The 21,851-nt window shown below is 66.6% G+C and carries 31 protein-coding genes, 1 tRNA gene and 1 pseudogene; 10 read left to right on the plus strand and 23 right to left on the minus strand.

The genetic code is table 11. From position 1 onward, the window contains the following. The 19 genes and pseudogenes from M1M07_RS24575 to M1M07_RS24665 all read right to left on the minus strand — a co-directional run. Positions 1-581: pseudogene (locus tag M1M07_RS24575) on the minus strand (hypothetical protein); the annotation flags it as partial. A 152-nt stretch (positions 582-733) separates the two neighbouring features. Beyond that, positions 734-1,141, minus strand: a complete 408-nt coding sequence (locus M1M07_RS24580; RefSeq protein WP_248675848.1) for a hypothetical protein — start codon at positions 1,139-1,141, stop codon at positions 734-736. Beyond that, positions 1,138-1,656, minus strand: coding sequence for a DUF433 domain-containing protein (locus tag M1M07_RS33100; protein WP_248675849.1), 519 nt, complete (start codon positions 1,654-1,656; stop codon positions 1,138-1,140). Before M1M07_RS33100 ends, M1M07_RS24580 begins: the two co-directional genes overlap by 4 nt. After that, on the minus strand, positions 1,653-1,862 hold the full coding sequence (locus tag M1M07_RS24590; RefSeq protein WP_248675850.1) for a hypothetical protein: 210 nt from the start codon (positions 1,860-1,862) through the stop codon (positions 1,653-1,655). Before M1M07_RS24590 ends, M1M07_RS33100 begins: the two co-directional genes overlap by 4 nt. Beyond that, entirely contained in the window at positions 1,859-2,122 is a 264-nt protein-coding gene (locus M1M07_RS24595; RefSeq protein WP_248675851.1) for a hypothetical protein, read from the minus strand. Before M1M07_RS24595 ends, M1M07_RS24590 begins: the two co-directional genes overlap by 4 nt. Continuing rightward, complete coding sequence (locus tag M1M07_RS24600) at positions 2,119-2,475, minus strand: hypothetical protein (RefSeq protein ID WP_248675852.1); 357 nt, start codon at positions 2,473-2,475, stop codon at positions 2,119-2,121. Before M1M07_RS24600 ends, M1M07_RS24595 begins: the two co-directional genes overlap by 4 nt. Next, complete coding sequence (locus M1M07_RS24605; RefSeq protein ID WP_248675853.1) at positions 2,475-2,873, minus strand: hypothetical protein; 399 nt, start codon at positions 2,871-2,873, stop codon at positions 2,475-2,477. The genes M1M07_RS24600 and M1M07_RS24605 overlap by 1 nt, the downstream gene beginning before the upstream one ends. Further along, the gene (locus tag M1M07_RS24610; protein ID WP_248675854.1) at positions 2,824-3,087 is read right to left on the minus strand and encodes a hypothetical protein; all 264 of its coding nucleotides are present in this window, start codon (positions 3,085-3,087) and stop codon (positions 2,824-2,826) included. The genes M1M07_RS24605 and M1M07_RS24610 overlap by 50 nt, the downstream gene beginning before the upstream one ends. A 432-nt stretch (positions 3,088-3,519) precedes the next feature. Next, positions 3,520-3,894 (minus strand): hypothetical protein, encoded by a 375-nt coding sequence (locus M1M07_RS24615; RefSeq protein ID WP_248675855.1) that lies wholly within the window; start codon positions 3,892-3,894, stop codon positions 3,520-3,522. Continuing rightward, the gene (locus tag M1M07_RS24620) at positions 3,891-4,232 is read right to left on the minus strand and encodes a hypothetical protein (protein WP_248675856.1); all 342 of its coding nucleotides are present in this window, start codon (positions 4,230-4,232) and stop codon (positions 3,891-3,893) included. Before M1M07_RS24620 ends, M1M07_RS24615 begins: the two co-directional genes overlap by 4 nt. Before the next feature lie 100 nt (positions 4,233-4,332). Then, complete coding sequence (locus M1M07_RS24625; protein ID WP_248675857.1) at positions 4,333-5,235, minus strand: ATP-binding protein; 903 nt, start codon at positions 5,233-5,235, stop codon at positions 4,333-4,335. Continuing rightward, a complete protein-coding gene (locus M1M07_RS24630; RefSeq protein ID WP_248675858.1) occupies positions 5,232-5,741 on the minus strand; it encodes a hypothetical protein in 510 nt (169 codons plus the stop codon). The genes M1M07_RS24625 and M1M07_RS24630 overlap by 4 nt, the downstream gene beginning before the upstream one ends. Then, positions 5,738-5,977, minus strand: coding sequence for a hypothetical protein (locus M1M07_RS24635; RefSeq protein WP_248675859.1), 240 nt, complete (start codon positions 5,975-5,977; stop codon positions 5,738-5,740). Before M1M07_RS24635 ends, M1M07_RS24630 begins: the two co-directional genes overlap by 4 nt. Positions 5,978-6,091: 114 nt before the next feature. Next, positions 6,092-6,436 carry a hypothetical protein gene (locus M1M07_RS24640; protein WP_248675860.1) on the minus strand — a complete coding sequence of 115 codons (345 nt, stop codon included), beginning with the start codon at positions 6,434-6,436 and terminating at the stop codon, positions 6,092-6,094. Continuing rightward, complete coding sequence (locus M1M07_RS24645) at positions 6,436-6,633, minus strand: hypothetical protein (protein WP_248675861.1); 198 nt, start codon at positions 6,631-6,633, stop codon at positions 6,436-6,438. The genes M1M07_RS24640 and M1M07_RS24645 overlap by 1 nt, the downstream gene beginning before the upstream one ends. Next, the gene (locus tag M1M07_RS24650) at positions 6,630-6,896 is read right to left on the minus strand and encodes a hypothetical protein (protein WP_248675862.1); all 267 of its coding nucleotides are present in this window, start codon (positions 6,894-6,896) and stop codon (positions 6,630-6,632) included. Before M1M07_RS24650 ends, M1M07_RS24645 begins: the two co-directional genes overlap by 4 nt. A 1-nt stretch (position 6,897) precedes the next feature. Next, positions 6,898-7,302, minus strand: coding sequence for a hypothetical protein (locus tag M1M07_RS24655; protein WP_248675863.1), 405 nt, complete (start codon positions 7,300-7,302; stop codon positions 6,898-6,900). Further along, positions 7,299-7,553, minus strand: coding sequence for a hypothetical protein (locus tag M1M07_RS24660; protein WP_248675864.1), 255 nt, complete (start codon positions 7,551-7,553; stop codon positions 7,299-7,301). The genes M1M07_RS24655 and M1M07_RS24660 overlap by 4 nt, the downstream gene beginning before the upstream one ends. 26 nt (positions 7,554-7,579) lie before the next feature. Continuing rightward, a complete protein-coding gene (locus M1M07_RS24665) occupies positions 7,580-7,849 on the minus strand; it encodes a helix-turn-helix transcriptional regulator (protein ID WP_248675865.1) in 270 nt (89 codons plus the stop codon). Between the two features lie 222 nt (positions 7,850-8,071). On the opposite strand from M1M07_RS24665, the gene M1M07_RS24670 reads away from it, so the two are divergent. The 4 genes from M1M07_RS24670 (at position 8,072) to M1M07_RS24685 (ending at position 11,195) form a co-directional block, all read left to right on the plus strand. Continuing rightward, positions 8,072-8,641, plus strand: a complete 570-nt coding sequence (locus M1M07_RS24670) for a hypothetical protein (protein WP_248675866.1) — start codon at positions 8,072-8,074, stop codon at positions 8,639-8,641. 84 nt (positions 8,642-8,725) lie between these two features. Then, the gene (locus tag M1M07_RS24675) at positions 8,726-9,163 is read left to right on the plus strand and encodes a hypothetical protein (RefSeq protein ID WP_248675867.1); all 438 of its coding nucleotides are present in this window, start codon (positions 8,726-8,728) and stop codon (positions 9,161-9,163) included. A gap of 25 nt (positions 9,164-9,188) precedes the next feature. Continuing rightward, positions 9,189-10,067 (plus strand): hypothetical protein, encoded by an 879-nt coding sequence (locus M1M07_RS24680; protein ID WP_248675868.1) that lies wholly within the window; start codon positions 9,189-9,191, stop codon positions 10,065-10,067. Positions 10,068-10,070: 3 nt separating this feature from the next. After that, positions 10,071-11,195 carry a site-specific integrase gene (locus M1M07_RS24685; protein WP_248675869.1) on the plus strand — a complete coding sequence of 375 codons (1,125 nt, stop codon included), beginning with the start codon at positions 10,071-10,073 and terminating at the stop codon, positions 11,193-11,195. 88 nt (positions 11,196-11,283) lie between these two features. Here the strand turns inward: M1M07_RS24685 and M1M07_RS24690 are convergent. The 3 genes from M1M07_RS24690 to M1M07_RS24700 all read right to left on the minus strand — a co-directional run bounded on the left by M1M07_RS24690 (position 11,284) and on the right by M1M07_RS24700 (position 12,434). Next, positions 11,284-11,358 (minus strand) — tRNA-Val (locus M1M07_RS24690). Between the two features lie 31 nt (positions 11,359-11,389). Further along, positions 11,390-11,854 carry a peroxiredoxin gene (locus M1M07_RS24695; RefSeq protein WP_197257811.1) on the minus strand — a complete coding sequence of 155 codons (465 nt, stop codon included), beginning with the start codon at positions 11,852-11,854 and terminating at the stop codon, positions 11,390-11,392. Between the two features lie 157 nt (positions 11,855-12,011). After that, positions 12,012-12,434: a DUF3052 domain-containing protein gene (locus M1M07_RS24700; protein WP_197257813.1), complete on the minus strand. Its 423-nt coding sequence runs from the start codon at positions 12,432-12,434 to the stop codon at positions 12,012-12,014. Positions 12,435-12,793: 359 nt separating this feature from the next. Between M1M07_RS24700 and aceE the strand changes: the two genes are divergently transcribed. From aceE to M1M07_RS24730, 6 genes are all read left to right on the plus strand, one after another. Continuing rightward, positions 12,794-15,649 carry a pyruvate dehydrogenase (acetyl-transferring), homodimeric type gene (gene aceE / locus M1M07_RS24705; RefSeq protein WP_197257815.1) on the plus strand — a complete coding sequence of 952 codons (2,856 nt, stop codon included), beginning with the start codon at positions 12,794-12,796 and terminating at the stop codon, positions 15,647-15,649. A gap of 49 nt (positions 15,650-15,698) precedes the next feature. Beyond that, the gene (locus M1M07_RS24710; protein ID WP_197257817.1) at positions 15,699-17,012 is read left to right on the plus strand and encodes a CdaR family transcriptional regulator; all 1,314 of its coding nucleotides are present in this window, start codon (positions 15,699-15,701) and stop codon (positions 17,010-17,012) included. Positions 17,013-17,140: 128 nt separating this feature from the next. Continuing rightward, the gene (locus M1M07_RS24715) at positions 17,141-18,058 is read left to right on the plus strand and encodes an ACP S-malonyltransferase (RefSeq protein ID WP_248675870.1); all 918 of its coding nucleotides are present in this window, start codon (positions 17,141-17,143) and stop codon (positions 18,056-18,058) included. A gap of 121 nt (positions 18,059-18,179) precedes the next feature. Continuing rightward, positions 18,180-18,458, plus strand: coding sequence for a meromycolate extension acyl carrier protein AcpM (acpM, locus tag M1M07_RS24720; RefSeq protein WP_068162700.1), 279 nt, complete (start codon positions 18,180-18,182; stop codon positions 18,456-18,458). An 8-nt stretch (positions 18,459-18,466) separates the two neighbouring features. Beyond that, a complete protein-coding gene (locus M1M07_RS24725) occupies positions 18,467-19,708 on the plus strand; it encodes a KasA/KasB family beta-ketoacyl-ACP synthase (RefSeq protein WP_197257819.1) in 1,242 nt (413 codons plus the stop codon). A gap of 98 nt (positions 19,709-19,806) precedes the next feature. After that, complete coding sequence (locus M1M07_RS24730; protein ID WP_248675871.1) at positions 19,807-21,240, plus strand: acyl-CoA carboxylase subunit beta; 1,434 nt, start codon at positions 19,807-19,809, stop codon at positions 21,238-21,240. Between the two features lie 95 nt (positions 21,241-21,335). Here the strand turns inward: M1M07_RS24730 and M1M07_RS24735 are convergent, their stop codons facing one another. Then, positions 21,336-21,842, minus strand: a complete 507-nt coding sequence (locus tag M1M07_RS24735) for a DUF3145 domain-containing protein (protein WP_197257821.1) — start codon at positions 21,840-21,842, stop codon at positions 21,336-21,338. Between the last annotated feature and the right edge of the window lie 9 nt (positions 21,843-21,851).

The raw sequence follows: 21,851 nt of genomic DNA on the forward strand, positions 1-21,851 counted from the left end.
GGGTTAACCGAAGGGTTGGCGTAGGGGTTGGGCCAAGGGTTAGCGGAGGGGTTAGCAATGGGGTTGGAGCTGGGGTTACCGGCCGGGGTGAACGGCTCCAGAGACGCCGGATCCACTGCCTTCTGCTCCAGCATCGACGCAACCGCCTCACGCTTCCACGACGACGACTCCGAATGCGCATCCCGCACCCGCAGCACCTCGTGCACCACCACTCCACGCAGCGCCCGAGAGGCCAACTCCGCGCGTGCATTTGCCATCGACACAGCCATGTTCGGGACCTTCCACAGGCCGTCGTGCTTGATCCACGACCGCAACAGGAACTCCCCTGTCGTCTCGTCGATGAGCAGGAACAGATCCCGCGACAACTCGGCCGCGGCGGCCTCGACAGCTGCCACGGTCCAGCCCTGAGCACGGGCCGCAATCTTCCCCGCATGCCACTCCCCCGCACCGCAGTACGACAGGCCCGGAGACGTCCACAGCACGAGATACAGGTGCTGCGCACGGGGGCTGCAGTCGAGCCAGTCGTCGTCACCCCAGATGTCGAGATTGATGCGTGCGTGGTCTTTCCCGGTGGACGCCATCGGAATGGTCCTATCTGAAGGTGGTCGCGGGGCGGCGAACACTCGGCCGCCACCCCGACGATAGTTGAGTCTGATTTTCCTAATTACGTTGGGTCACAGCATGTTTGATAAACCAGAACACTGGTGTTCATGCAGCCGACACTCGAGATCGCTCACCACAGCGTCAACTCCTCCCCTTCGGCCACAGCAGGCGCGAAGAGCACGGTGGCGGCGATAGCCTCGTCGGAGGCGTGGATCGACATGCGTGCATGGCGTGCCGCAGTTCGACGTTCCTCGGGCAAGCCGTCTGCCCAGGCGGTGATCTGCCGCCAGGTGAGGGTCACAGCGTGTTCGGGTGCGGTGATGCCGCGTTCTTCCATGTAGTCGCCGGGTGTGGTGATGGCGATGCCCCACGTGTAGGTTTTGCGCCACAGGCCGGCGGCGTGCCATTCCGGGTCTGTGGGTGTTCCGCCGCCGCGGGTGTCGCGGATTTGGGGGCACCAGTAGTCGGGTGCGTCGGCGAGTCCGAGGATTTGGCGTGGGTGGAGTTCGGTGAGGAGTCGGAGCTGATCGGGGGTCACTGGTCACCGTCCAGGGCGCGGAGGATCGCCACCTGCCACACTTCGGGCGTCGGGTAGTAGCTGGAGATCTCCTCGTCACTGAAATCGTCCAGCAGCGCGGTGATCTGGTCGACGGGGGTGCGGGTGCCGCGCACGCATGGGGTGCCGCCGAGTCGCACCGGGTCGGACCACACCACCAACTCACGCACGCGGTCGAGTGCGGCCTCGGCGGCTTCGGCACGGTGCATGTGCCGGATCCCGGCACGCAAGTTCTCCTCGTGATCCCGCTGAGCCTTGTCGAGTGCGTCGAGCAGTGCCGGCAGTGCGTTCACCGCGGCCACGATCAGCTCGGCGTAACGGTTGCCCCAGATCGGCAGAGCACCAACAAGTCCGTCCTCGTTACCGTCACTGTGGTCGACGTAGATCGTAGGGTGCGTGAGGTGCCGGGTAGCGAGCGTTTCCTTGCCGTGATCGGTCGCCAGCACGTGGAGTTCACGCAGTTCGGCGCGGCCTTCGGGTGTCGTCGGGTCGTTCACGGCTTGTCTCCAATCTTGCGTTCGAGGGTTGTGGCGATGTCGTCGTAGACCCGGGCCTGGTAGACCGCATCGAGTTGCCGTACCTCGTCGGCCATCGCCCGCAGGAGCTGGGCGTAGTCGCGGATGCTGTCGATGATGTTGCGGAGTTCGTCGTTTTCGTGGATGGCGTGGTCGAGGGCGGTTTCGACGGTTTCGACGTGACTCACGACGCCTCCTCGGCGCAGCGGTCGGGCAGGTCGCCCATGACGATGCTGGCGAGGATCGCCACCTTGAGGTCATCCATCGTGATGGGCCGCGGTGGCAGCCCCAGCATCTGCCGCTGCTGGTCGTAGCTGAGCTTGCCCCAGTCGGTGTGCCACATGTAGCCGCACAGGCACAGGTGCTCCCGGCGGTGGCCGGTGTCTTTGACGCACAGGCAGGCGTGTCCGGGTGTGTCGTCGTGGCGGGCAGGGCAGTAGTCACTCACCGTGGCTCCTCGAATAGTGATACGAGCCCGAGTGACGACTCTCGTGTCCTGCGGGCTGTCTCGGCGTGATGTTCACGGTCGTAGTGCAGGTGACATCCCTGGCACATCGCCCGCAGGTTCTCCGGGTCGCAGTCCTCGGGGGTGTGGTTCAGGTGGGCGGTCGTGAGGATCACGCGGGATCCGGTGCCATATGCGGGTTCCCCGTGAAGGTTGGGGCAGCGGCCCGAGTGTGTGTGGCGTCCGCATTCGCCTTCGCATTCGCAACGCCCACCGGCGCGGTCGAACCGGATGCGCCTGCTGATATCGGGCCAGTCGCGTGGGTAGCGGTCCCGGTTCTCTGGTCGGATCGGCATCATCGCTCCTCGGGGGTGTAGAGGACGACGATTCCGGGCTGCACTCGAGGAGATGAACCGAACTCGACAAGCTCGTATGGCTCGAATGAGATCGGCTCTGTCGGCGCCCACCATTCGCCGTCGAGCTTCTGGTAAGCGAGCCGTCGAATCTGGATGATCGATTCGTCCGGCAGCTCGTCGAGTTCTTCCACGGTGGTGATCTCGCGGGGCTTGAGCGTCTCGACTGCGATGCGGGCCGCACGTTCCACTCCGTCTCGAAAGTCATCACTGAGGAAGCAATCCGGGTATGCGTCCTTCATGCGTTCGGCGCAGGCCGCCTGCTCGATTCTCGCTTCGAGGACAATGCGGTCACTCATGGTCGCTCCCGAGGTCGTAGCGCAGCAGTCCAGCGCACTCAAGCACCTCAACCGCGGTCGATGCGGGCAACCACGGTTCTGCGAGGAAGAGGTGCCGGATCGTGTGGATCGTCTTGTCGTCGAATCCTCCGGTCGCGGCAATCTTGAGACCGATGTCGATGTAGTCCTTGACGACTTTCTCGATGCGTTCGTGGGCGGCTTCGCGGGCGGTCTTTGGGTGGCCGTCTGCGTCGAGGCCCCATGGTGCGGTGTTCACTGGTCGCTCCACTCGTAGAGGGCTTGTGAGGCTCGGTCGATGGTCCAGGCGGCGACGGTGAGCCACCCGGCGAGGCACAGGCCGGTGGTGCCGGCGATACGCACGACGGACTTCACTTCCCCTCCTGGTACGTCAGAACGACACGAGCCCCATCGACCTCCGTGAACCGCACGACATAGCCGTCCAGGCTCTCAGCGACCGTCGCGACAGTCCCCGTCTCACGGAGGCGATCACACCGCCGCCGCACTGCATCGGCGACCGATCCGGACTGCACCACTGTCGATGACGTTGTGCGCGTGACCGTCAGCCGATGCGAACCGGAACCTTCACCAGGCGCATCCGCAGCGATCTCACTCGCCTGGGTGTGGTGCTTCCATTCGTGCGCCGGGTCCGCGCCCGGATCTCCCCCGGTGTACGCGCTGATGGGTTGGGTCACTGGGGATCTCCGATCGTGAGCCAGAGAGAGCCAGGACGGCCCTTCTCTGCTGCGTGGATTACGGGCATGAGCTTCTGCATCAGCTCAGGGGTGTCGTCGGCGGTGAGCCCGTAGTCGACGAGACCGTCGCATGCTGCTTTGAGCACCGGCATGAGGTTGTCGGCGTCGCGCCGACGGTTGTCGCGCGGCCGGTAGTGCAGGCACACCGTGACGCGGCCGCGGCCGGTCGGCACCTTCGCCTGCCTGGCGAGCGTGTGTGTGACCTCGCGGATCGACGCGGTGATCGCGGCCTTCTTTCGCCAGTGCAGCCGGTCGTTCATCGACAGCGGAGGCTTCTCGTACGGCAACTCGAGCACGATGTCGACGCTCACCAGACGAACCCCGTCGCCTGGTGTACCTCGGCACGCTCCGCCAGCACCAGACGGCGAGCAGCCAGCAGCGCAGCAGCGGTCTCCTGCAGCTCGTCGGGCGACAGGATCTCCCCAGCCACCCAAGCCTCGGGACCGGCGACCGTCGCGAGCTGGAAACCGCCGGACGAGTCGGACCAGGTGACGCCGTGCTCATCCTCGAACGACGAAGCGGGAAGCTCGACCACCTCGTGCCGCTCGAGGATTGTGCGCGCGAGGTTCGCGGCGGTGTCGGCAACCAGCTCCGGCGCGCCGGGCATCAGCGCCGCGGCGATCAGCCCCTTCAGTTCAGATTGGTTCATTCCTTGCCTCCAAAGGGATGCCGGGGGCGATGTGGTGCGCACATCTGGTGCGCCGGATCAGGACTCCGTCGGCACACCGCCACCCGGCAAGATCAGGTGTTCAGTCGTTCGGCACCGCGGCGAGCTTCGCGGCAGCCTGTGAACCCAGGTAGGTGATCAGATCGCCGAGCACACCCGGCCGGCCTTCGGCGTCGGTCGTCGGAGAACCGAGCATCCGATGCCCCTTCACCTCCGCGTACAGCGCGAGCAGACCAGCCTTGTTCCCGGTGAGATCCAGAGCGCGCTTGCGGAACTCGGCCGCCGTCGGTACCTGCACACCATCCGACAGCCAAGCGTCGATCTGGTGGGCAAGCTCCTCACCGGGCAGAGGGATGACCACGTTGGTGAGTGTGTGAATGCGGGACTTCGTCACTCGCATCGTGTTCTGCACATCCAACTCACCGATCAGGTCGAACTCGTACTCGATGCCGTCCCGCTGGATCGGCTTCAAACCGACCTTCTGCGGCTCCTTCTTGCCCTTCTCGTTCTCGACGATCACGTACTCCGTCTTCGTGCGGAGCGTGACGATCACGTGCCCAGGGAAGGAGATGATGGCGTCGATCATGCGACGCTCCTCAGGTCGCATGTCCTTCCATCCCGACGTGAACTTGTTGGCACCAGACTTGCGGTCGACCTGCTCGAGCATCCCGTCCGTGCCCTCCCAGTAGTGCGAGAGCGAATCGATGATGACGACGCCGTACCCGCCGCCGGCCGCCAAGCCGAGCAGGTCCACCAGCGACCGCGGGCTGTACGAGTCCGGCTGAACGGTGTCGAACGTCCAGCCGTTGAGCCCGACGTACTTCGAGGCGGAACCTCGCTCGGTGTCGATCACCGCGACGCGATCCGACAGTGCGGTCGCGAGCGCAAGGGCGGTGTACGTCTTGCCGGAACCCGACGGACCGCAGAGGGCGATCCTGGCCTTGCTGGCCTCCTTGGTGGCTGGCGCGAAGCTGAGCGCGGTCACTGCGCACCACCTTCGAGCGCGAGCACCTCGCCGAGGTTCAACTCGCCGGCGGCGGCCATGCCACGCACAAGCTCCACGACGTTCTTCGCGGGCGTGAACCGCGGTGTCGGGGCCTTCGCGGGCGGCACCGACACCGAGACGCCCGGCAGGTCGAAGTAGTCCTCCGACCCGGCGGCCTTGTGCGCCTCGAGGACGTACGCCTCAAGCGAGGCGCGCCCCTGGTCGGTGAGCACCACACGCTCCTCGATCACGTCCGGCCCGAACGCCTCCACCAGCCACGGGAACACCTGCGCCTCATCGGTGATCGTCACGACCGGCTTCGGCTGCGTCGGCTTCGGCACCGTCGCGTACCCGAGCTCCTCCCCTGCCAGCGTGTACGCGTAGTTCGTGCCGCGGGTGACCTGCGATGCCAGCGCGGCCTTCTCGCGGTCCTCCGCCTCGGCCAGCAACTTCTTCGCGGCGGCGATCGCGGCGAGGTTGCGGACGGTGGTCTCGATGGCGCTCATCGGATGGACTCCAGTTCGGCGAGTCGGCCGAGTGCGAACTCGACGGCGTCGGCGTGGGTGGGGAACGAGGCGGCCAGGGCTTCGCGGGAGATGACGTCGCGGAAGGCGATGTGCACGGCCCACGGGCGGCCCGGGGGCAGCGCCTCGGAGATGTGCTCGCCGCGGCGGATGCGCAGGAAGCAGCGTCGAGCGCGGGCGGTTTCGATGGTCCGAACACGGCTCGTGACTACGGCCACGTCAGTTCCTCTCGGTCGGTGTCGAGCAGCAGCTCGAGGTGGTTGTCGATGTCGATGTCCTGCCTGGAGGCGCATCCGGGCTCATGCCCGAACCCAGCTGCGCCGCAGGTGCACTCACGACGCATTGCGTGCCCGCAGGTCGCGGTCGTAGCAGGGACCGCACATGCCCTTGGCGCGGATGGCGACCGTGCCGGGCCACATGCCCGGGTCCTCCCCCTGGTTCCGCATCGGCCTCCCGCACTGCTCGCAACGGCGCTGGCACTTCACCGGCGCCGCGGCACCCGCGGGGTCTATGCAAGGATCGATGAGGCCGAGCATCTCCAGGAGCTGACGTGCGTCCTCGGCATCGTGGGCGTGGGAGGCGACGGTGCGGCGTGCTGGTTCGATGACGTACTCCGGCATCGTGGTGTCCCCGAACTGCGCGGACTCGAGGATGTGAACGCTCTGGCGCTTCGTCATCACGCCACCACCTTCCGGCCTGGGCAGCCGTCGCAGATGCCGTCTGCCCAGCCACAGCACCGCGTCGCGGCAGGCTCGAAGGCCGCGGTGCCGCAACCGATCTCGTGCTGAGGGAAGCCCGGGACCGCACCTGCGCAGGTGCACGTGCGGCGCTCGCGGTTCGTCGACCGAACCGGGCTGTCGACGAAGATGGTCACGACGACACCTCCGCGGCGTAGACCAGTGCGCCGACTGCGCCACCGAAGGTGATCGCCCAGGCCCACACGGCGAGACCGATGCGGGTCGGCGGGGGCGGGGTCTCGTCGTCCTCGACAACCTCATCGGTGGCCTGGTCGACGATCTCGAGTTCCCCATCGTGGACAGCGAACACCTGCGTGAAGGTCTCGTGCGCGATCGGAGCGGGCTCGATGCCGGCGGACTTGAGTTCGGCGTCGGTGAGAGGCCGGGTGAGGATCGACATGTCAGGCCCCCTTCGCCATCTCGACCGGGGCTGACTCGACGAAACGATTGCGGGCGTTCAGCAACGCAGTCGCCAGCTCAGGGCCATCGGCGTTGATCGCATGCCAGGCGCGCCCGTCGGCGTCGATCCAGATGTCGACGTGCTCGCCCGTGAAGCGGCCGTCGACGAGCATGCGCACCGACCAGCTGCCGTTGCAGGTGAATCGCTGGATGGAGAGAACTCCGAAGTTGGTGCTGCGGGCGTCCACTCGGAAGTGGTCAATCAGCTCGCCGATCTCGATTTCGAGGTCGTCTGAGGTAAGGTTGTAAGGCATCTGATTTCCTTCCAGGGTTTCGATGTCAGGCCGTCCCGCCGCGAACGGGGCGGCCTTTTCGTTTGCTGGGTGCTTGTCGGTCGAGGTGCTCATCGGAGCGATTTCGTGCGGGCGTGCAGCTTGCCGCTGCGCCATGCGATGGCATCGGAGGGCAGGATCATCCAGCGGCACTTGCGCTTTCCGTTCGGCCCGTCCGCCTGATGGGCGGGCAGGTCGCCGCGCTGGCAGGCCTTGAGGACGGTGTTGTAGGAGGGTGAGGTGTGGGTGCCGGGGCCCTGCCAGCCGAGCATCCGCGCAGTGCCCTCGATCGACAGCGGGATCTCGCGGGTAAGAGTCGACGTCACGTACTGCTCCTTTCAGCGAGTGGAAGTCAGGCCGAGATCCGGCGACTATCGGATTGCATGTCATTAGTCACAATGGCCACGACAGTTGACTCATGGGCAACGAAGAGGTCCTCCCAGGGGCAGTCGACATGCCTGGCAATCGCCAGGGCGAGATCTTCACTGAGAGTCGACATCTTCCCCGTCTCAATAAGGCTGATGGTCTGCTGCGTGCAATCGGTCAGATATGCGAGCTGGTCCTGCGTGAGCCCCCGACGCTTCCGCCAGCGCTGCACCTGTTCTGGGCTCTTCACCTTCATCCAGACATCCCTTCTGTAGGTCCGCGATCGTCTGGTTCGTCTTGCGAGCTTCATTCTGCCCCTCCCTTGTCCGGAATACAAATGGATTACAATCCATTAGTCACTACTTGTCAACTGCACAAGCGGATTTGCCGTCGTACGCTGCGGATATGATCGCGCTACTTGTAATGATCTTCGCGAACGGTTGGAACAAGTAGACACCCGGAGGGGACCTTTAGCGGCATGCCGAGACAGCACAAACACCCGTCCCTTCAGGACCTGGTCAACAAGGCCGCCGAGGATCGCTCCATGGCCGGTCGGGCGCTAGCCGACCTCGCCAGAAAGAACGGCTTCGAGATCACTCACGGAACCGTAAACAGCATCAGATCGGGCGCCTATAAGTCACGCCCCAGCGACGGCACCATCAGGGCGATCGCATGGCTTGCTGGCGTAGGCGAGGAGACAGCCTTCCGAGCGGCGGGCCGGACTCCACCTGGACGCCCCTTTGCGGACGATCTTCCGCCAGGCGTTGACGAGCTGGAGCCGCGGCAGCGCAAAGCGGCCGTCGAGATGCTCCGAGCGATGGTGGCTCAACATCAGGAGATTCTTCAGCTCCGAGGCGACAGGGGTGAGGACTCGCCTGCCGACGATCCAGGCCTGCGCCTTGTCCACGACGAGCCTGAGGACGTCGAGGAGCCCGAAGGTTACGAGCTGGCGGCGCGCAAGGGCGAGACGCGGGAACGGAAGCGCCGGCGACTGGAAGGCGAACCGTGGGATCACCCCGACCCGGACGGACCGGAGGATGGCGCTTAATCACCGCCATCTCCCGTGTAGCAACCTGCTACAAGATCAGCGTGTTACGTGGAAGTTACTTCGAACAAGTGTTCTAATCCCTCCATGTCCCGCCGCAAGTGGAATCCATGGAGGCATCTGCACCAACACTTTCCGCACGTTGACGTCCACTTCGTCGACCGCCCCACCCACGGAAATCTCGGCCGTCTCACCCGAGGCGGCATCGAGATCGACAAGACCAGCTCGCAGACAGAACGGCGCTCCACCCTCACACACGAGATAAACCACCTCGAACGCGGACCCGTACCCCCGCACCCGTTCTTCGCAGCCCGCGAGGAACACGTCGTCGAGGAGCTCACCGCCCGCCGGATGATCCGCCTACCCGAGCTCGTCGACGCGATCCTGTGGTGCCAAGGACGCGCCGACGACGAGACCGCCGAGGAACTGTGGGTCGACCATGACATCCTCCTGACCCGAATACGCACCCTGACCGCCGGCGAACGGAAGTGGGTCGAACGCCAGATCGCTCGCCGGACCAACTGAATGATCGACCCCTGGAAGGAAGACCATGCGTAGATACGCGCTCGCCACCACACTCGCTGGGGCGCTCACGCTTACAGCTTGCTCGTCCGATGCCGAGCCCACTGCCACTCCTGCCAGCACCACAGCCACCACCGTTGCGTCCGAGGCGGCCAATCCCAGCACGACTTCCGAACGTCCATCAACGACAGCCGTCAATACTGACGTCGCCGAATACTGGCTGCGCGAGGAGCGCGAGGGCTACCTCGTAATGATCGTCGCCCAGGACTACACAGATCAGCAGCTGCGCAACGCCTTTCAAGAAGTGCGACGTCTGTACAAGAGTTCTGACGTGGGCGGATGGCACGTCCAGGTCGACTGTGGGGACAGCCAGAAAGCAGAGGGCGGCGCGCGCCAAGCCAACGGCAAATTCGCCCTGGACTCACTGGGAGCAGCCCGCACTGGATTAACCGTCGGCGGATATGAATTCGAACCACTTCCCAATCGCGCTTCGTGCTCGCCGGCGCCGATCGCAGCATCCTCCATCGACATGAGCAATTGCAGCGACTACGCCGGGACCCCGGTTCCGGAACTCGAAGCTGTCACCTCGACCTTCCCGTCGCGAGAACATGTCAAGTTCGTCACCACCCAGACCCTCGAATGGAAAGAGGATCCGAGCATGGTGTCGGCCATCTTCTACATCTGCGCGCCCGAGCTGGACAGCGACGAGCTCAAAGACTTCGCGACGGAACTGGCAACCGCACTCCGGGTCACGCCGTACGCAGAGGCGGTGGGATCGATGTCGGTCTGGAACTTCTACGGCAAAGAGACTCTGGGAAAGATTCGCGTCGACCGGTACCAGGATTACAAGTTCGACGGCACGGGAGATCCTGCTGCTGTTCGGAGCGCTTGGCGAGAGCAGCCCTAACCGATGGCCACCGTCAAGTCGTACAGCACCACGAAAGGCACCCGCTACAAGGTCCGGTACATGAAACCGGACGGCAGCCAAGGCAGCAAGTCCGGATTCACCAACGCCGAGGCCGCCCGAGACTTCGCCTCCCGCATCGAGGTCCGCAAAGCCGACGGCGAGTACGTCGACCCCAGGGACGGACGCACGCTCGTCGCCGAGCTCGCGCCAGCCTGGCTTGCCGCCAAGAAGTCACGCCTAAAGCCATCGGCGTACGTCGGCCTCGATTCCGCCTGGCGCACACACGTCGAACCGCGGTGGGGAAACAAGCCGATCGCATCTATCGAGATCAGCGACGTCGAAGAGTGGATCGCCGACCTGGTCACCGAGATCCGCGACCCCAACGACCCCGACGTCGTCATCAAGAAGGCAGCCTCGGCCACCACCACGATCCGCGCCCACGCCGTGCTCGCAGGCATCCTCGACCGCGCAGTGCGGGACCGGAAGCTGGTGACGAACAAGGCCCGGAAGATCGAGAACCTGCCGCGCAAGCGCCCCAAGCGGAAGATCTATCTCACCCACGAACAGGTGGCGAAAATGGCGGGTGCCGCCGGGGGCAAGTCGGCGTTGGTGCTGACGCTGGCGTACTGCGGACTGAGGTGGGGTGAGGCGATCGGACTTCGCGTCTGCGACCTCGACTTGCTGCGGCGCCGGCTGATCGTCTCCCGCAACGCGGTGGAGGTCGGGGCGAATGTGATGGTCGGGACGACGAAGTCGATGAAGGAACGGTCGATCCCAGTACCGAGGTTCCTCGTCGAGGACCTGGCGGCGCTGTGTGAGGGGAAGGACCGCCACGATCTCGTGTTCCCGGGAACCGACGGCGGGTTCATGCGCCGGCCGCGGCAACGGTCGTGGTTCCGGACCGCCGCGAAGGCCGCCGGGGTTCCCGAGCTGACCCCGCACGATCTACGTCACACAGCGGCATCGCTCGCGGTGTCGGCCGGCGCTCACGTCAAGGCGGTGCAGCGGATGCTCGGACACGCGTCCGCGGCCATGACACTCGACGTGTATGCCGACCTGTTCGACGACGATCTCGACCTCGTGGCGGACGCGTTGGACCGTGCGCGACGGGGTGCGATTTCGGCTTGACTGTCCGAAAACTGTCCGCCGCCGTTTGAGCGGTTCTGTCTGGAAGTAGAAAAATCGCCCCTCACCTGCGTAAACACGCAAGGGGCAATGGTGGGCGCGGAGGGTTTCGAACCCCCGACCGCTGGTGTGTAAAACCAGAGCTCTACCACTGAGCTACACGCCCCGACCTCCGGCGGAGTTCCGCCGGAGTCGACTCAGGACTCTAGCGCGGCGAGCGCCCTGGCCCAAGCTCCCTGGTCACGGGGCTCGCCGGGCTGGTTCTCCTCGGCGAAACGCACGATGCCGGCCTTGTCGATGACGAAGGTGCCGCGGTTCGCGAAGCCGAGCTTCTCGTTGAACACGCCGTATGCCTGCGCGACCTCACCGTGCGGCCAGAAGTCGGACAGCAGCGGGAACGTGTAGCCCTGCTCGGCGGACCAGATCTTGTGGGTGGGCGACGCACCGACCGAGACCGCGAGGATCGCGGTGTTGTCGTTCTCGAAGGTGGGCAGGTCGTCGCGCACCGCGCACAGCTCGCCCTGGCACACACCGGTGAACGCGAGCGGGTAGAACACCAGCAGCACGTTCTTCTTGCCGCGGAAGCTCGACAGCGACACTTCCTGGTTGTTCTGGTCCTTCAGGGTGAAATCGGGCGCCTCGGCGCCCACCTCGATAGCCATCGGGCAGTTCGATCCTTCGCTGTAGTGGAACTACTGGAGAGCGGAACTCAGCGTCGATGTGAGCGGAGCTCAGCGTCGATGTGAGCGGAACTCAGCGTCGATGTGAGCGGAACTCAGCGTCGATGTGAGCGGAGCTCAGCGTCGATGTGAGCGGAGCTCAGCGCTTCTGACGGGTAGCCTTCGGCTGCACCAGCCGGCTACCGGTCCAGTCGCCGAGGTTGGTGGCCGACGTCTGGGTCAGACCGGCGGTGGTCGCCGACTCGGCGATCTCGCTGGGCTCGACGTGGTCGGGGCGGCCGGTCTTCGGCGTCAGCACCCAGACGACCCCGTCGTCCGACAGCGGGCCGATCACGTCCATCAGGGTGTCGACGAGATCACCGTCGCTTTCCCGCCACCACAACAGGACCACGTCGACGACCTCGTCGGAGTCCTCGTCGAGCAGTTCGGAACCGGTGATGTCCTCGATGGCGACGCGGATCTCGTCGTCCACGTCCTCGTCCCAGCCGAGTTCCTGAACCACGTGGTCGTGGGTGATACCGAGCTTCTGAACGTAGTTCTTGGCGTCCGCCGCGGCGACCACGGTGGTTCCCTCCTTCTGGGTTGCCGGCGCCCGGTTGCCCGGAACGCCGGTGTGACGACGATTGCATCGATTGGTCAAAGCGAACATCGTTCGACCGCTCAGCGCAAGCCGAATCGCAACGAAAGACCTGAGTTTCTTTCCCCACGCTACTCCGCACGGACACCGCCCGTCCGGTTCGGGTGATTCGCCCTTCTCGTCCGCCCTGGGAGGAATAGGCCTACCGGCCGCTGCCCCGCGCGCTCGAATGGGGGAAGATGAGGGGTGCATCATGTTCAGATGTCGATGAGTCGGCTCCCACAAGAGCCGATCAACGGAGTGGGCGCCACACCTGCGCGCCCCACCACGATGAGGAGCAGACGTTGACAGACCTGATCCACGGACCTCAATCCCTAGACGGCGCCGACACACCGGGTGCCAAGGGATCGGGGCCCTCGCCGAGTTCGACAGGGCCGGCCACCGAGAGCCGCGTTCGCGTCATTCGCGAGGGTGTGGCCTCCTACCTCCCGGATATCGATCCGGCCGAGACCGCCGAGTGGCTCGAATCGTTCGACGGCATGCTCGACGCCGCCGGCCCCAGCCGCGCCCGCTACCTGATGCTGCGCATGCTCGAGCGCGCCGGTGAGCGCCACGTATCGATCCCCGCGCTGACCTCCACCGACTACGTCAACACCATTCCCACCGAGAGCGAACCGTGGTTCCCCGGTGACGAAGAAGTCGAGCGCCGTTTCCGCGCATACATCCGCTGGAACGCCGCGATCATGGTCACCCGCGCGCAGCGGCCGGGCATCGGCGTCGGCGGTCACATCTCCACCTACGCGTCCTCCGCCGCGCTCTACGAGGTCGGTTTCAACCACTTCTTCCGCGGCAAGGACCATCCGGGCGGCGGCGACCAGGTGTTCATCCAGGGCCACGCCTCCCCCGGCATCTACGCCCGCGCCTTCCTCGAGGGCCGCATCTCCACGGAGCGGATGGACGGATTCCGCCAGGAACACAGCCACGCGTCGCTGGGCGGCGGCCTGCCGTCGTACCCGCACCCGCGGCTGTTCCCGGAGTTCTGGGAGTTCCCGACGGTGTCGATGGGCCTCGGCCCGATGAACGCGATCTACCAGGCGCGGTTCAACCACTACCTGCACGACCGCGGTATCAAGGACACCTCCGACCAGCACGTGTGGGCGTTCCTCGGCGACGGCGAGATGGACGAGCCGGAATCGCGCGGCCTCGCGCACGTCGCCGCGACCGAGGGCCTGGACAACCTGACCTTCGTCGTCAACTGCAACCTGCAGCGCCTGGACGGCCCGGTGCGCGGCAACGGCAAGATCATCCAGGAGCTGGAGTCGTTCTTCCGCGGCGCCGGCTGGAACGTCATCAAGGTCGTGTGGGGTCGCGAGTGGGACGCACTGCTCCACGCCGACAAGGACGGCGCGCTGGTCAACCTGATGAACGTCACCCCGGACGGCGACTACCAGACGTACAAGGCCAACGACGGCGCCTTCGTCCGTGAGCACTTCTTCGGCCGCGACCCGCGCACGAAGGAGCTGGTCAAGGACCTGACGGACCAGGAGATCTGGAACCTCAAGCGCGGCGGCCACGACTACCGCAAGATCTACGCCGCCTACAAGATGGCGATGGAGCACAAGGGTCAGCCGACGGTGATCCTCGCGCACACCATCAAGGGCTACACCCTCGGCAAGCACTTCGAGGGCCGCAACGCCACGCACCAGATGAAGAAGCTGACGCTCGAGGACCTCAAGTACTTCCGGGACCTGCAGCGCATCCCGATCTCGGACGCCGAACTCGAGGCGAACCCGAAGATGCCGCCGTACTACCACCCCGGCTTCGAGTCCCCCGAGATCCAGTACATGCTGGACCGGCGCCGTCAGCTGGGCGGGTTCCTGCCCGAGCGCCGCACCACCGCGGCACCGCTGAAGCTACCCGAGGCCAAGACCTACGACGTGGTGCGCAAGGGCTCGGGCAAGCAGCAGGTCGCCACCACCATGGCGCTCGTGCGCGTGCTCAAGGAACTGTTGCGCGACAAGGAGATCGGTCCGCGCATCGTGCCGATCATCCCCGACGAGGCCCGCACGTTCGGTATGGACTCGTGGTTCCCGTCGCTGAAGATCTACAACCGCAACGGCCAGCTGTACACGTCGGTGGATGCCGAACTCATGCTCGCCTACAAGGAGAGCGCGGTCGGCCAGATCCTGCACGAGGGCATCAACGAGGCCGGCTCGACCGCCTCGTTCACCGCGGTGGGCACGTCGTACGCCACCCACGGCGAACCGATGATCCCGGTGTACATCTTCTACTCGATGTTCGGGTTCCAGCGCACCGGCGACGGCCTCTGGGCCGCGGCCGACCAGATGGCCCGCGGCTTCGTGCTCGGCGCGACCGCCGGCCGGACGACGCTGACCGGTGAGGGTCTGCAGCACGCCGACGGCCACTCGCTGCTGCTCGCGTCCACCAACCCGGCGGCGGTCACCTACGATCCGGCGTTCTCCTACGAGATCGCCCACATCGTGCGCGACGGTCTGCGCCGCATGTACGGCGGAACCCCCGGCGTCGACGGGTTCGGCGGCGAGGACGTCTTCTACTACATCACCCTCTACAACGAGCCGTACGTACAGCCGGCCGAGCCCGCGAACCTCGACGTCGACGGGCTGCTCAAGGGCATGTACCTGTACCGGACCGGTGCGGCGTCCGGCCCGAAGGCGCAGATCCTCGCGTCGGGTGTGATCATGCCGGAGGCGCTGCGCGCCCAGGAGATGCTCGCCGAGGAGTGGGGCGTGTCCGCGGACGTGTGGTCGGTGACGTCGTGGGGCGAGCTGCGTCGCGACGGCATCGAGTGCGACCGCAAGGCGCTGCTCGATCCGGGCGCGGAGGCTCCGGTCCCCTACGTCGCGCGGGTGCTGTCCGACGCGGCCGGCCCGTTCGTCGCGGTGTCCGACTGGATGCGCGCGGTTCCGGACCAGATCCGGCAGTGGGTGCCCGGTGACTACACAGTGCTCGGCGCCGACGGCTTCGGATTCTCCGACACCCGTCCCGCCGCGCGCCGCGTGTTCAACATCGACGCCGAATCGACCGTCGTCGCGGTGCTCGCCGCGCTCGGCCGCGAGGGTGCCGTCGATCGGGCCCGGGCCGTCGAGGCCGCCGCGAAGTACAAGATCGACGACGTCACGGCCGCGCCGGAACAGACGTCGGATCCGGGCGTGGCCTGATCCGGCCCGTCCTGCAACGGGCGATCGGCCGCGGGCGTAGTTTCGTCCCATGGTCGAGGATTCCGCGTCACCGCGGTTGACACGTGCACCGGGCGCTCCCACAGGGCGCCCGGTGCCGCCCGCGCGTCCGGAACGCGCCCCGTTGCCCGACGCGCTGCTGCGGCGCGTCAAGCAGTTCTCCGGCCGGCTCTCCACCGAGGCCGTGCACGTGATGCAGGAACAGCTGCCGTTCTTCGCCGACCTCGACGCCTCGCAGCGGGCGACGGTGCAGCTGGTCATCCAGTCGTCGGTCGTCGATTTCATCGAGTGGGTGCGCGACCCGGAGAGCGACATCCGATTCAGCACCGACGCCTACCAGGTGATCCCGCAGGACCTGGCGCGGCGGCTGACGTTGCGGCAGACCGTCGACATGGTGCGGGCCGCGATGGAGTTCTTCGAGCAGTGGCTGCCGGCGCTCGCCCGCAACGAGCAGCAGCTCGTGGCCCTGACCGAGGCGATACTGCGGTACGGCCGCGAGCTGGGGTTCGCGGCCGCGTCGGTGTACGCGAGTGCCGCCGAATCGCGCGGCGCGTGGGACACCCGGCTCGAGGCGCTGGTCGTCGACGCCGTGGTGCGCGGCGACACCGGTGCGGACATGCAGTCGCGCGCGGCGACCCTGAACTGGGACGCGACCGCCCCCGCGACGGTGATCGTGGGAACTCCCCCGCCGGACGAGAACGTGTCGGTGGTGACGACGGTGCACACCATCGCGCAGCAGCACGGTCGCGCGGCCCTGGCGGTCGTGCAGGGTGAGCGGCTCGTGATGGTGGTCAGCGGGATCCTGCACGGCACGCCGGAGGCGGCGGCGTTCCGTGACGAATTGATGCGCGCGTTCTCGGACGACGCGGTCGTCATCGGTCCGACCACCCCGACGCTGGGATCGGCGCACGTCTCGGCGGTCGAGGCGATGGCCGCGATGGAGGCGGTGGCCGGATGGCCCGGCGCTCCACGCCCGGTGCACGCGGCGGAGTTGCTGCCCGAGCGTGCCCTGCTGGGCGACGCGGCGGCGATCGAGGCGCTCGAGGACTACATCGTCGGGCCCCTGGCGGCGGCCGGTCCGGCGCTGTCGAACACGCTCGACGCATATCTCGACAGTGGGGGTGCTGTCGAGACCTGCGCACGAAAGCTGTTTGTTCATCCAAATACTGTCCGGTACCGGTTGAAGCGAATCACAGAAGTGACCGGCCGGGACCCCACGAATCCCCGTGATGCGTACGTTCTCCGAATCGCCGCAACAGTGGGTCGTTTGGCTCGAAGCCATAACAAACTCCGAACTCAGTCACCACCGGTCACACGATTCACATTTCGCGATTCGGGCACGTAACACACGCAGCCGGTCGATCGATAGTCACGGTCGACATGGGCTTTTGTAGAGATCCTACAAATCCCTGCTCGAGACTTCATTCCAGCCGACATCTCGAGGAGGCCTTTGCAGGGTGTTCCCTGATCTTCGTGATTTCGCTGCTCGCCCCCGGTCAGGGCTCCCAGACACCCGGCATGCTCGCCCCATGGTTGGAGCAGCCCGGCGCCCGCGATCGCATCCAGGTCTGGTCGAAGGCGGCCGGGCTCGACCTCGAACGTCTCGGCACCACCGCCACCGCCGAGGAGATCACCGACACGGCGGTCACCCAGCCCCTCGTCGTCGCCACGGCGCTGCTCGCCTTCGAGGAACTCGACGCCCGCGGCCTCATCCCGGCCGGCGTGGTCGTCGCAGGGCACTCGGTCGGTGAACTCGCTGCGGCCGCGATCGCCGGCGTCATCACCGCCGACGAAGCCGTCTCGCTCGCCGCGATCCGCGGCGCCGAAATGGCCCAGGCCTGCGCCGTCGAGCCGACCGGCATGTCCGCGGTCCTCGGTGGCGCGGAGGACGAGGTCCTCGCCCGGCTCGCCGAGCTGGACCTGGCCCCGGCCAACGTGAACGCCGCCGGACAGATCGTCGCCGCCGGCCGCATCTCGGCGCTCGAGGAACTGGCCGCGAACCCGCCCGAGAAGGCACGGATCCGGCAGCTGCCGGTCGCCGGCGCCTTCCACACCCGATTCATGGCGCCCGCCCAGGAGGCGGTCGCCGACGCCGCGGCGAAGATCGTTCCCAGCGAACCGACCCGCACCCTGCTGTCCAACTTCGACGGCGCACCCGTTGTGTCCGGAGCGGACGCACTCTCCAAGCTGGCCGCACAGGTGACCCGGCCTGTGCGGTGGGACCTGTGCACCGCGCATCTGCGCACCGCCCAGGTCTCGGCCGTCGTGGAACTCCCCCCGGCGGGCACCCTGGTGGGTATTGCCAAGCGCGAGATGCGCGGCACCCCCACCCTGGCGCTCAAGTCCGCGGACGATTTCACGGCACTGGCCGAATTGCCCGGACTCGGTTAGTTTGCTGCGCGCGCATCGCGCAGCAACACGGGTACGCCCGATCCGGGCACCCGGGCCCGGCCGGAAACATCCGGCCGGAAGTTCAGACCCCATCACTGAAACACACGAAGGGAGCCACGACGTGGCCACCAGCCAGGAAGAAATCATCGCCGGTCTCGCGGAGATCATCGAAGAGGTCACCGGTATTGAGCCCTCCGAGGTGACCATCGAGAAGTCCTTCGTCGACGATCTCGACATCGACTCCCTCTCCATGGTCGAGATCGCCGTCCAGACCGAGGACAAGTACGGCGTCAAGGTTCCGGACGAGGACCTCGCGAACCTCCGCACCGTGGGTGACATCGTCGCCTACATCCAGAAGCTCGAGGCCGAGGGCGTTCAGATCTCGAACGACAACGAGTGAGCCCGACCGTGACTTCCGCCTCTCCTACGTTGCGCAACGTCGTCGTCACCAGCCTTGCGGCCACGACGTCGATCGCCGGTGATGTGGATGCCACGTGGAAGGGACTCCTCGCCGGGGAAAGCGGCATCGGCACACTCACCGGCGGCTTCGTCGAAGAGTTCGACCTCCCGGTCCGCATCGGCGGAACCCTGAAGGTCAGCCCCGACGAAGGACTCTCCCGCGTCGAGATCCGCCGCATGAGCTACGTCGAGCGGCTCGCGCTGACCCTCGCGCGCACGGTGTGGACGAACGCCGGCAGCCCGGAGGTCGACCACGAGCGGCTCGGTGTCGTCATCGGTACCGGTCTCGGCGGTGGGGAAACCCTCATCGACGCCGTCGACAAGCTGCGCGCAGGCGGATACCGCAAGGTGTCGCCGTTCGCGGTGCAGATGGTCATGCCGAACGGCCCGTCGGCCACCGTCGGTCTCGAACTCGGCGCCCGCGCCGGGGTCATCACGCCGGTCTCGGCGTGCTCGTCGGGCTCCGAAGCGATCGCCCACGCGTACCGGATGATCGCGCTCGGTGACGCCGACATCATCGTCACGGGTGGTGTCGAGGGTCAGCTCGATGCGGTTGCCACCGCCAGCTTCGCCATGATGCGCGCGCTGAGCACCCGCAACGACGACCCGAAGGGTGCGTCCCGCCCCTTCGACAAGGACCGCGACGGTTTCGTCTTCGGCGAGGCGGGCGCAATGCTCGTCCTCGAATCGGAGGAACACGCCAAGGCCCGCGGCGCGACGATCCACGCCCGCGTCCTCGGCGCAGGAATCACCTCGGACGGGTACCACATCGTGGCCCCCGATCCCGAGGGAACGGGTGCTGCCCGTGCCATGACCCGGGCGATCCAGACCGCCGGACTCACCAAGTCCGACATCGCCCATGTCAACGCACACGCAACGGCCACCCCGATCGGTGACATCGCCGAAGCGAAGGCCATCGGTGCGGCCGTGGGCAAGCACGCCGCGATCTACGCACCGAAGTCCGCGCTCGGACATTCGATCGGCGCGGTCGGTGCCCTCGAGGCGGTACTGACGGTCCTGAGCCTGCGGGACGGAGTCATTCCGCCCACGCTCAACCTCGAGAATCAGGATCCAGAAATCGATCTCGACGTGGTCAAGGGCGAACCGCGCTACGGCAACTTCGATTTCGCGCTGAACAACTCGTTCGGATTCGGTGGGCACAACGTGGCGCTCGCGTTCGGCCGGGCCTGACCCGTCCGACGCCCGCTCGATGTTCGTGGTGGAGGTCCCATCCCCTTCGGCACCTCCACCACGAACACCCCACCACCCCGCCTTCCCGAGGAGCACCGATGACCATCCTGGATCCTGCCGACACTCGGAACACCGCGGTGGACCCTCGAGACCCGCTCGCGCGGCTAGAGAATCTGTTCGACGCCGGCACCACCGAAACGCTGCATCCGCGTGACAAGTCGGGCGTCCTCGCCGCGATCGGCTACATCGACGGCATCCGCACCGTCGCCTACTGCTCCGACGCCACCGTCATGGGTGGCGCCATGGGTGTCGAGGGCTGCAAGCACATCGTCGCCGCGATCGACACCGCCATCGAACGCGACCTGCCCGTCGTCGGCCTCTGGCACTCCGGGGGCGCTCGCCTCGCCGAGGGTGTCGAGGCCCTGCACGCCGTCGGCCTCGTGTTCGAGGCCATGGTCCGCGCGTCCGGCCGGGTGCCCCAGATCTCCGTCGTCCTCGGTTTCGCCGCCGGGGGCGCCGCCTACGGCCCCGCCCTCACCGACATCGTCATCATGGCGCCGGAGGCACGCGTCTTCGTGACCGGACCCGACGTGGTGCGCAGCGTCACCGGTGAACAGGTCGACATGGAATCGCTCGGTGGTCCGGACACGCACACCAAGAAGTCCGGTGTCGCGCACATCGCCGCCGAGGACGAAGAGGACGCGCTCCACCGCGCGCGGCGCCTGGTGTCGATGCTCGCCGATCAGGCTGAGTTCGACATCGAGCTCGCCGCTCGGGGCGACACCGACCTGCGGGCGCTGCTCCCCGAATCCCCGCGGCGCGCCTACGACGTGCGGCCGATCGTCCACGAACTCCTCGACAACGTCGAGGGTGAATCGAGTTTCGAAGAGCTGCAAGGCAACTGGGCACGCAGCATCGTCACCGGATTCGGCCGCCTCGGCGGTCGTACGGTCGGGGTCATCGCCAACAACCCGCTACGGCTCGGCGGATGTCTCAACTCGGAGAGCGCCGAGAAGGCCGCGCGGTTCGTGCGCATGTGCAATGCGTTCGGTGTGCCCCTCGTCGTCGTCGTCGATGTCCCCGGCTACCTGCCGGGTGTCGGCCAGGAATGGGAGGGCGTCGTGCGCCGCGGCGCGAAGCTGCTGCACGCCTTCGCCGAAGCACGCGTGCCCCGGGTGACGCTGGTGACCCGGAAGATCTACGGCGGCGCGTACATCGCGATGAACTCGCGTGCGCTCGGCGCGACCGCCGTGTTCGCGTGGCCCGAGGCCGAGGTCGCCGTGATGGGCGCCAAGGCCGCCGTCGGCATCCTCCACAAGCGCGCTCTCGCTGCCGCGCCGGACGAGGAGCGCGAAGCGCTGCACGACCGTCTCGCCGCCGAACACGAGGCGATCGCCGGTGGTGTCGGGCGGGCCATGTCCATCGGCGTCGTCGACGAACTGATCGATCCCGCCACCACCCGCAGCACCCTCACCGCGGCGCTCGCCGCCGCGGCTCCGGCGCGCGGGGAACACAAGAACATTCCCCTGTAGGACGCAGACACGACCGAAGCCCTTCCGGATCCGCGATCCGGAAGGGCTTCGGCGTATTCGTCTCGGGGAGGTTCGATCCTCGGAACCGTAGCGGGTCAGCCCACGTTGCGGCGCAGCCAGGTGACCTCGGCGCCGTCGCCGCCGCTGCGGTACGGCTCGAGCACTTCGTCCCACGCGGTCCCGAGGGCCCGATGCAGTTCGGCGGCCAGGTTGCCCGACGCCAGGAGGGCACGCAGACGGCCCTCACCGACCACCACATCCCCGTTGGCCGAGGTGTTGCCGCGCCACAATCCGAGGCCGGGAGCGTAGCTGTAGCGCTCGCCGTCGACACCTTCGCTGGGATCCTCGGTGACTTCGAAACGCAGCATCTGCCACACCCGCAGGGCGTCGACGATCCTCGCGGCGGTGCCCACCGGGCCGGTCCAGTTGACGGTGGTGCGCAGCAGGCCCGGATCCGCGGGCTGGCCGATCCACGTCGGATCGGGCCGGCTGTCGAGGGTGGCAGCCAGCGCCCACTCGATATGTGGACACACAGCAGCGGGCGAGGAGTGGATGTAGACCACTCCTGTTGTCGCATCCGCGAACTGGTTCGACGCGCGCATACACACCTC

It is taken from the genome of Rhodococcus sp. HM1 (assembly GCF_023218075.1).
Taxonomy (GTDB): Bacteria; Actinomycetota; Actinomycetes; order Mycobacteriales; family Mycobacteriaceae; genus Rhodococcus.